Origin of the sequence: Streptomyces hilarionis (assembly GCF_024539675.1) — a bacterium.
GTDB classification, from domain to species: Bacteria; Actinomycetota; Actinomycetes; order Streptomycetales; family Streptomycetaceae; genus Streptomyces; species Streptomyces hilarionis.
Genome location: NZ_JAHHIT010000899.1, coordinates 1 through 236, shown reverse-complemented (window position 1 = coordinate 236; position 236 = coordinate 1). Strand labels below are relative to the sequence as shown.

Sequence of the window (236 nt, the reverse complement as noted above, 5' to 3'; positions counted from 1 at the left end):
GCTGCCACTGTTCCGTCAGCTTGGCTTTCATCGCATCACGGCAGCGGGCCATAAAGACAAAGCGTTGGAGTATGGTAAGGACGTGTGGATGAAATATACTCTGCCGACCCTCCATGTTCTTTACTTCGGTATACAAGCTAAAAAAGGCAAGCTGGATTCAGCTGGTGTCGGCAAGCCTGGTTCAGCAAACGTCGCCGAGATTCATAATCAGGTGAACATGATGCTCGGACACGAGA

At 50.4% G+C, this 236-nt stretch carries 1 protein-coding gene; it reads left to right on the top strand.

All coding sequences use genetic code 11. The features are described from left to right. Positions 1–236 (top strand): hypothetical protein (locus KMS84_RS40715; RefSeq protein ID WP_438819043.1); only part of this gene is annotated, 236 nt, incomplete at both ends.